The sequence below is a fragment of the Sporosarcina gallistercoris genome (genome assembly GCF_050459885.1).
In the GTDB taxonomy this organism is placed as follows: domain Bacteria; phylum Bacillota; class Bacilli; order Bacillales_A; family Planococcaceae; genus Sporosarcina; species Sporosarcina gallistercoris_A.
In genome coordinates this window covers 149,243-156,555 of the sequence record NZ_JBCMNO010000007.1, presented here as the reverse complement: position 1 = coordinate 156,555, position 7,313 = coordinate 149,243, and the positions used below count along the sequence as shown (strand labels likewise).

General features: G+C 45.0%; 7 protein-coding genes, 15 tRNA genes and 1 rRNA gene. 19 read left to right on the top strand and 4 right to left on the bottom strand.

Annotation, left to right across the window (positions count from 1 at the left end):
- Positions 1-151: 151 nt before the first annotated feature.
- From rrf to ABE021_RS05620, 16 genes are all read left to right on the top strand, one after another.
- A 5S ribosomal RNA gene (gene rrf / locus ABE021_RS05695) occupies positions 152-267 on the top strand.
- A gap of 41 nt (positions 268-308) precedes the next feature.
- Positions 309-383, top strand: a tRNA-Asn gene (locus tag ABE021_RS05690).
- 4 nt (positions 384-387) lie between these two features.
- Positions 388-479 (top strand) — tRNA-Ser (locus ABE021_RS05685).
- 25 nt (positions 480-504) lie between these two features.
- Positions 505-579: transfer RNA gene (locus tag ABE021_RS05680), tRNA-Glu, on the top strand.
- A gap of 45 nt (positions 580-624) precedes the next feature.
- Positions 625-700: transfer RNA gene (locus ABE021_RS05675), tRNA-Val, on the top strand.
- 85 nt (positions 701-785) lie between these two features.
- Positions 786-860 (top strand) — tRNA-Met (locus tag ABE021_RS05670).
- Between the two features lie 3 nt (positions 861-863).
- A tRNA-Asp gene (locus ABE021_RS05665) sits at positions 864-939 on the top strand.
- Positions 940-957: 18 nt separating this feature from the next.
- Positions 958-1,030, top strand: a tRNA-Phe gene (locus ABE021_RS05660).
- An 8-nt stretch (positions 1,031-1,038) separates the two neighbouring features.
- Positions 1,039-1,114, top strand: a tRNA-Thr gene (locus ABE021_RS05655).
- Between the two features lie 13 nt (positions 1,115-1,127).
- Positions 1,128-1,212: transfer RNA gene (locus ABE021_RS05650), tRNA-Tyr, on the top strand.
- Positions 1,213-1,219: 7 nt separating this feature from the next.
- Positions 1,220-1,293: transfer RNA gene (locus ABE021_RS05645), tRNA-Trp, on the top strand.
- Positions 1,294-1,337: 44 nt separating this feature from the next.
- Positions 1,338-1,410, top strand: a tRNA-His gene (locus tag ABE021_RS05640).
- Between the two features lie 13 nt (positions 1,411-1,423).
- Positions 1,424-1,495: transfer RNA gene (locus tag ABE021_RS05635), tRNA-Gln, on the top strand.
- A 6-nt stretch (positions 1,496-1,501) separates the two neighbouring features.
- Positions 1,502-1,576, top strand: a tRNA-Gly gene (locus ABE021_RS05630).
- A gap of 9 nt (positions 1,577-1,585) precedes the next feature.
- A tRNA-Cys gene (locus tag ABE021_RS05625) sits at positions 1,586-1,659 on the top strand.
- 35 nt (positions 1,660-1,694) lie between these two features.
- Positions 1,695-1,775: transfer RNA gene (locus ABE021_RS05620), tRNA-Leu, on the top strand.
- Between the two features lie 137 nt (positions 1,776-1,912).
- Here the strand turns inward: ABE021_RS05620 and ABE021_RS05615 are convergent.
- Positions 1,913-2,455: a B3/B4 domain-containing protein gene (locus ABE021_RS05615; RefSeq protein ID WP_430287363.1), complete on the bottom strand. Its 543-nt coding sequence runs from the start codon at positions 2,453-2,455 to the stop codon at positions 1,913-1,915.
- A 233-nt stretch (positions 2,456-2,688) separates the two neighbouring features.
- On the opposite strand from ABE021_RS05615, the gene queG reads away from it, so the two are divergent.
- The 3 genes from queG (at position 2,689) to ABE021_RS05600 (ending at position 5,468) form a co-directional block, all read left to right on the top strand.
- On the top strand, positions 2,689-3,828 hold the full coding sequence (queG, locus tag ABE021_RS05610; protein ID WP_430287362.1) for a tRNA epoxyqueuosine(34) reductase QueG: 1,140 nt from the start codon (positions 2,689-2,691) through the stop codon (positions 3,826-3,828).
- Positions 3,829-3,842: 14 nt separating this feature from the next.
- Positions 3,843-4,316: a tRNA (uridine(34)/cytosine(34)/5-carboxymethylaminomethyluridine(34)-2'-O)-methyltransferase TrmL gene (trmL, locus tag ABE021_RS05605; protein ID WP_430287360.1), complete on the top strand. Its 474-nt coding sequence runs from the start codon at positions 3,843-3,845 to the stop codon at positions 4,314-4,316.
- Between the two features lie 324 nt (positions 4,317-4,640).
- Entirely contained in the window at positions 4,641-5,468 is an 828-nt protein-coding gene (locus ABE021_RS05600) for an aldo/keto reductase (protein WP_430287349.1), read from the top strand.
- 47 nt (positions 5,469-5,515) lie between these two features.
- On the opposite strand, the gene ABE021_RS05595 is transcribed toward ABE021_RS05600, so the two are convergent.
- Genes ABE021_RS05595 through ABE021_RS05585 form a run of 3 tightly spaced genes read right to left on the bottom strand, consistent with a single transcriptional unit; the run spans position 5,516 to position 7,281 of the window.
- Positions 5,516-6,355: an RluA family pseudouridine synthase gene (locus ABE021_RS05595; RefSeq protein WP_430287348.1), complete on the bottom strand. Its 840-nt coding sequence runs from the start codon at positions 6,353-6,355 to the stop codon at positions 5,516-5,518.
- A 23-nt stretch (positions 6,356-6,378) separates the two neighbouring features.
- The gene (locus ABE021_RS05590; protein WP_430287346.1) at positions 6,379-6,852 is read right to left on the bottom strand and encodes a thioredoxin family protein; all 474 of its coding nucleotides are present in this window, start codon (positions 6,850-6,852) and stop codon (positions 6,379-6,381) included.
- A 3-nt stretch (positions 6,853-6,855) separates the two neighbouring features.
- Positions 6,856-7,281 carry a disulfide oxidoreductase gene (locus ABE021_RS05585; RefSeq protein WP_430287345.1) on the bottom strand — a complete coding sequence of 142 codons (426 nt, stop codon included), beginning with the start codon at positions 7,279-7,281 and terminating at the stop codon, positions 6,856-6,858.
- Positions 7,282-7,313 lie beyond the last annotated feature (32 nt).

The window sequence follows — 7,313 nt, the reverse complement described above, 5'->3', positions numbered from 1 at the left end:
CAAATATAAGTTAAAGAGCCGTAAGGCTGTCTTGACATTCAATGTCCGTTTTATCCAGTTTTGAGTGATTAATTTTTTAAAAAAGAAATTGAAATTAACACTTGCGTTTGCAACTCGAGTATGGTATAATAAATCTTGTGTTGTGAAAAGATCTAGTGATGATGGCGAAGAGGTCACACCCGTTCCCATACCGAACACGGAAGTTAAGTTCTTCAGCGCCGATGGTAGTAGGGGGCTTCCCCCTGTGAGAGTAGGACGTCGCTAGGCTTTCACTACTAAGTGAAAAATCCTTTAATAGTTATATCTATTCCGCAGTAGCTCAGTGGTAGAGCAATCGGCTGTTAACCGATCGGTCGTAGGTTCGAGTCCTACCTGCGGAGCCATAATGGAGAGCTGTCCGAGTGGCCGAAGGAGCACGATTGGAAATCGTGTAGACGGTTAACGCTGTCTCAAGGGTTCAAATCCCTTGCTCTCCGCCAGTTAACTTCTCTATTAAACTAGTATGGCCCCTTGGTCAAGCGGTTAAGACACCGCCCTTTCACGGCGGTAACACGGGTTCGAATCCCGTAGGGGTCACCATTTACTTTGTTACGAATATGATATACCAGCAGCACATAGTATTATGGAGGATTAGCTCAGCTGGGAGAGCATCTGCCTTACAAGCAGAGGGTCGGCGGTTCGAGCCCGTCATCCTCCACCATTATTTCTTAAAAAGAAATTCGTAAATTTGCAATAAGACTAAAACAGTAAGCAAGGCTTATGTTAAGTCGTACAATTAACATTATCGCGGGGTGGAGCAGTGGTAGCTCGTCGGGCTCATAACCCGAAGGTCACAGGTTCAAATCCTGTCCCCGCAACCAAATGGTCCCGTGGTGTAGCGGTTAACATGCCTGCCTGTCACGCAGGAGATCGCCGGTTCGATCCCGGTCGGGACCGCCATTTTCTTTTAAAAAATATGGCTCAGTAGCTCAGTCGGTAGAGCAAAGGACTGAAAATCCTTGTGTCGGCGGTTCGATTCCGTCCTGAGCCATCTTATATGCCGGTGTAGCTCAACTGGTAGAGCAACTGACTTGTAATCAGTAGGTTGAGGGTTCAAGTCCTTTCGCCGGCACCATGAAATTCCCTTTGGTGGGGTAGCGAAGTGGCTAAACGCGGCGGACTGTAAATCCGCTCCCTCCGGGTTCGGCGGTTCGAATCCGTCCCCCACCACCATTTTTACAGGGGCATAGTTTAACGGTAGAATAGAGGTCTCCAAAACCTTTGGTGTGGGTTCGATTCCTACTGCCCCTGCCATTTATCTTACTTGTCTCTTGAATAGAAACAACATTATCAATATGGCGGTTGTGGCGAAGTGGTTAACGCACCGGATTGTGATTCCGGCACTCGGGGGTTCAATTCCCCTCAGCCGCCCCTTTTTTATTTTTGGGGTATAGCCAAGCGGTAAGGCAACGGACTTTGACTCCGTCACTCGTTGGTTCGAATCCAGCTACCCCAGTTATTAGCGGAAGTAGTTCAGTGGTAGAATACGACCTTGCCAAGGTCGGGGTCGCGGGTTCGAATCCCGTCTTCCGCTCCATTATTCTACGGCGGCATAGCCAAGCGGTAAGGCACGGGTCTGCAACACCCTTACCACCGGTTCGATTCCGGTTGCCGCCTCCATTAATTGGTTTCCGTTTAATTTGTATATCTAGTTTGCCCGAGTGGTGGAATGGCAGACACGTCGCACTCAAAATGCGATGCCGTAAGGCGTGCCGGTTCAAGTCCGGCCTCGGGTATCTCAAAAAGGACAACTTCGGTTGTTCTTTTTTTATTGTCATCGTTTTTGAGATCGGTTCAATGGGCATACAAAAACCCGCTATGAGTGGCTAGCGGGGAGCTGTTAACATTTTTGTGGAAATAGGGATCATTTTGTTCATTTGTTAGGGTTCTCACGGGATGATACTTCAGTGAAATCGATAGAAGGAGCACCCCTATGAAGAATCATAGGGGATGCCTCACCGCCATTGATACTGATAAACATGCTTTGACATGCATCCGCTAAGCGTTGTGCTTCTTCCACACTCATGTCGGGTCTTAGGAACAATACATGAAGTATCTCTGTTGTCTCTTCCGTGACCGCACTGCGGATGGAGTCCACATAAGGACTGCCAAAAAGACTGTAGCCATCTTTCAGAATAACCATGTTATGTAATGAATTGAACCTGCCGTTTAATCCATCATAGCCTTCTCCTGCAAGCCCGATTGTCACTCGGATATCCCCAACCAATGCTTCACGATTATACATGCCTGAAGGAATTCCATATTGAAGACTAAATAAAGTATTCAAATCTATTGCACTGGAATGGCTTTTAAAATAATCTTGCTTACGGACACGTCGATACAATGCTTCTGCAGAAGGGCGATAGCGTGAAGGGTCTGCTCCGAATGTTTTCCAAACGTTACGCCATTCCTGGATGCCCTCTATCTCGTTGATTGAGCGCTCTTCAAGTTCAAAAAAAGTTGTTCTTGAAATAATTGAAGCCTTCCTTTTAACATTTGAGGGGAATTTGATACGGTTGTGCTGTTATAATGGATGATGGCTACTTTAAAATCAGGAACTGCATCAAATATTGCAGGTTCTATATGAAATTTCATAAAATCACCCTGTTCCTATTTTTCTCAAGTTTATCATAAGGGAGGTGGAAGATGGTGAATATCGCTCAGTTGCAGCGAGACTTAGTCGCCTATGCAACGGAAATCGGTATCGATAAAATCGGGTTTACGACAGCTGCCCCTTTTTTAGAGTTAAAAAATCGATTGAAACGTCAACAGGATCTTGGATACCAATCTGGATTTGAAGAAAAAGATATTGAAAAAAGAACAGAACCAGCTTTATTACTAGATCGAGCAGAGAGCATTATTTCCATAGCGGTTGCCTATCCTTCCAAGATGACTGATGCGCCTAAGGGAAGGCGAGGTGAACGACGAGGAATGTTTTGCCGGGCCTCTTGGGGGACCGATTATCATACCGTCTTACGCGAAAAGTTAGCTTTACTGGAGAGTTTTCTGCAAGAGCATTCATCTGAAGTTAAAACTAGATCAATGGTGGACACAGGGGAACTTGCCGATCGGGCAGTAGCAGAACGTGCGGGGATCGGGTGGTCTGCAAAAAATTGTTCTATCATTACGCCAGAGTTCGGTTCTTATGTCTATTTAGGTGAGATGATCACGAATTTACCCTTTGAACCGGATGTACCAATGGAAGACCAATGCGGGGATTGTACACTTTGTCTGGATGCATGTCCGACAGGGGCTTTAATACAAGGGGGTCAATTGAATGCGCAGCGCTGTATCGCTTTTTTGACCCAAACGAAGCAGCCAATTCCTGAGGAATTCCGTAAAGAGGTCGGCAATCGTGTCTATGGTTGTGATACATGCCAAACTGTATGCCCAAAAAACAAGCGCAAATATAATCTGGAACAAGGGAATTTCAAACCCGAGCCAGAACTGGTTAAGCCACTTCTCCAACCGATGCTAAAGATGTCTAATCGTGAGTTCAAAGAAACATTCGGGCATATGTCGGGCTCCTGGCGCGGAAAGAATCCTATTCAACGGAATGCGATCCTCGCTTTAGCGCATTTTAAAGAAGAAAGTGCCATCCCGGATTTAGTACAGCTGCTTGAAACAGACCCGCGTCCCATGATTCGCAATACATGTGCATGGGCTATAGGTGAAATCGGAACTGAAATGGGAAGAGCTGCACTTGAACGTCTTTTAGAAACAGAAGCGGATGATACTGTAATTGAAGAAATGAAAAAGGCAGTCACGAAGATGACTGTACTTGAATAGAAGGAAGTGGAATGATGCCAATACATGTCGCACTATTTGAACCACTAATCCCTGCCAACACTGGAAACATTGCAAGGACTTGTGCAGGTACTGGAGCAAAGTTGCATTTAATTGAACCACTCGGTTTTTCAACGGATGATAAAATGTTGAAGCGGGCAGGCCTGGATTATTGGGAACATGTCGATATTACGTATCACAGTAACATTGATCAATTGTTCGAGCGATTCCCGCAAGGTGTTTTTTATTTCATCACTAAATTCGGGACAACCACATACTCCGATTTCAACTTTTCAACTATCGACCAAGACATCTTTTTTGTGTTCGGGAAAGAAACTACCGGATTGCCGTCTGAGGTTATAGAAGCACATTCAGATACGTGTCTCCGAATCCCTATGAATGATCATATCCGGTCGTTGAACCTATCGAATACGGCAGCGATACTTGTATATGAAGCGCTGAGACAACAAGGGTATCCAAGTTTGCATTAAAAAAGGAAGCAGCTCAATTTGAGCTGCTTCCTTTTTACTGTGTTTATTTTTTCACTTTGCCTGGCTTGTCAGCATAACCGCCTGTGAAGATTGCAGATAGGAATGCGAAGCAGACACCCATGATTAGAATTAGTCTCATCAGATACCCTCCTGTTGAATCAGTTGTTCTAACATCATTATACCGGAACCGCAACAAAAAGGAAATGACTCACTTTAAAATATGTGACATCTGTTTGACAAACGTTCCAGCGTTTTCGTTTGCAGCGCAATCTGCGAATGGTACGATAAGAGAGTGATTATGAGAAGCGAAGGAGTGGAACCAACATGACAACTACTTATTCGGCAACTAAACAACTTGCGAATGGTGTGCAGATGCCCCGGTTTGGTCTAGGTGTCTATAAAATGACGGACTCCAAGAAAACGGTAGATGCGATTACTTTTGCATTGGAGCATGGATATCGTGCGATTGACACCGCAGCTATTTATGAAAATGAGATGGAGACAGGGGAAGCGATTCGAGCATCAGGAATTGCTCGCGATGAACTTTTCGTCACTTCGAAAGTTTGGAATACCGATCAAGGATATGATCAAACCCTTCGGGCATTTGAAGTATCTTTAAAGAAATTAGGAATGGACTATTTGGATTTATATTTAATACATTGGCCGGTTGGAGAGACATTTGTCGACACGTATCGTGCCATTGAACGCCTATATGAAGAAAAACTTATTAGGGTACCGGGCGTTTCCAATCATCATATCCATCATCTTGAAAAACTAGCCGTCACTGCGAATATTGCCCCTATGGTGAACCAGGTGGAGCTGCATCCTTTACTGACCCAAGTACCTTTACGGGAGTATTGCGCTGAGCGTAACATTGCAGTCACCTCCTGGTCTCCGCTTGCACGAGGCAAGCTGCTTCATAACCCTGTGTTAATACAGATCGGAAACAGGCATCAAAAGACAGCTACTCAAGTAATTATTCGCTGGCACTTGCAAAATGATTTAATCGTCATTCCCAAATCCATTACTCCTGAACGCATATTAGAAAACAGTCAAATAGGGGATTTTGTATTATCGGATGAAGAGATGAAAATGATCGATGAACTGAATCGGAACGAACGGACCGGTACAGACCCGGACACGATCGGATGAATGAAAAAGCTGCACGGGAAAGGATCCCGTGCAGCTTTACTAGTTTGTTAAATGGTGATAACTATCTTTTCGCCCGTAAATGGGTGAATGAAAGAAGTTTCTACAGCAGTGAGACGATAGGTGCCGTCTGGCAGTGCCGCAGCCTCATACAAGTTATCTCCGACGACAGGATGACCTAGATGCGCCATATGGACACGGATCTGGTGGGTACGCCCTGTGTCAAGCGTCGCTTCGATCATCGTCGTTTGTTCTTTTCGTTCAATCACTTTGAAATGAGTGACCGCAGATTGACCTGACATTGAAATCCGGCGACGCGTTGGGTGATGTCGATCACGACCGATCGGCATATTAACACTGCCTTTCAACCGTTTCAATCGACCTTCCACTTCAGCATGATAGAGACGAGTAATCTCGTTGGAAGCAATCATTCGGTCAAACATGGCTTTTGCCATTGGATGCTTTGCGACAATGACGACTCCCGACGTTCCTTTATCGAGACGTTGGATATGCTCTGCATACGTCCCGCCTGCGGCTTGTACGTGGGCAATCACGGCATTCATCATGGTTGCCTCGCGACTTGTTCCGTCCGGATGAACGGAAATTCCATCAGGTTTGAAAACAGCCATGAAATGGTCATCTTCTGCAAGGACTTGCACGCCCGGTACATCCATTGGCGCATATTCAGATTGTGCTTCAGGCAAATGGAACGTCAGCTCGGTTCCTGCTACTAGTGGAGTGCGCCATATGACAGGGACTCCATCGGAATCTGTTACTGCATTTGCCATTCTCAGTTCATGAATGTTTTTCTTTCCAGCCTTCCAATCATCCCGCAATAATTGCTCAAGTGTACCATCGGAATCTTTCACTGTGTACGTAAACGTTGTCATCAATTCGTCCTCTTTTCCATTGCTTACTTACTGTAAAACTCGTTGAAGAATGCGTGGATATTATCCGCTGGTTGCGATCCAACGAGACGGCCAACTTCTTTACCATTCTCATACTGGACAAGTGTTGGATAACTTTCAATACCATACTGTTCTTTTGCCTGGTTCTTGAATTCAGCCATATTGTATTGGTTGACTTTCACTCCGTCTTCTTTTGCAATCGGCATCAGGACGGGCGTCATTTCCAAGCAGTAGTGACATTCCGGGTGGAAGAAATAGACGGTAGTCGGTTCCCCAGATTCGATCTTTTTGGATACTGCATCAGGCAACACAATGCTGTCATAGTTCTCGTTGCCAATCAAGTCGATTGTAGACGGTTCTAAATCGTCTGTTCCATATGGATTATCAGCCAACTTCGATTTGTTAGAAGCCGTAGTGAGTGCGATGATCGCAACAAAAAACACAACGATAATTCCACCAATGATCAATAATTTTTTCATAGTTTACTTCGTCTCCTTCATCTGTTTTGACATCATGACACTTGCAATGAGAATAAGGGCAAATGCAACGAATGCCATGAATGGGATCGTGATAAAGCCTAAATAATTCACGTATTGTGCTGTGCAAGGGACATCTCCGCATGTGCCTGCATGTTCCTGGAACAAGGTAAGTTTTTGCGTTAAGTAATGATAAGCCGATAAACAAACTCCAATTATACTGAAGGCGGCAGTTGTCAGCCAAATTCGTCCATTCTTCTGAATGAGTGCAATCCCCGCAATCAGAACAATCGGATACATGAGAATACGCTGGTACCAACAGTATAGACAAGGGGTGAATCCTTTAACTTCGGAATAGTATAAGGAACCCAATGTCGCGACTAACGCAACTGTCCAAATCAGGAGTAACAAATTTTCTAGACGCTTGTTCATTTCGTGCGCTCCTCTCGGCGATTTCAACTCCT

Excerpts from the sequence above, each read along its gene's own strand:
- trmL (WP_430287360.1), top strand. The coding sequence starts at position 3,843 with ATGCCAATACATGTCGCACTATTTGAACCACTAATCCCTGCCAACACT.
- ABE021_RS05600 (WP_430287349.1), top strand. The coding sequence starts at position 4,641 with ATGACAACTACTTATTCGGCAACTAAACAACTTGCGAATGGTGTGCAG.
- ABE021_RS05595 (WP_430287348.1), bottom strand. The coding sequence starts at position 6,355 with ATGACAACGTTTACGTACACAGTGAAAGATTCCGATGGTACACTTGAG.
- ABE021_RS05590 (WP_430287346.1), bottom strand. The coding sequence starts at position 6,852 with ATGAAAAAATTATTGATCATTGGTGGAATTATCGTTGTGTTTTTTGTT.
- ABE021_RS05585 (WP_430287345.1), bottom strand. The coding sequence starts at position 7,281 with ATGAACAAGCGTCTAGAAAATTTGTTACTCCTGATTTGGACAGTTGCG.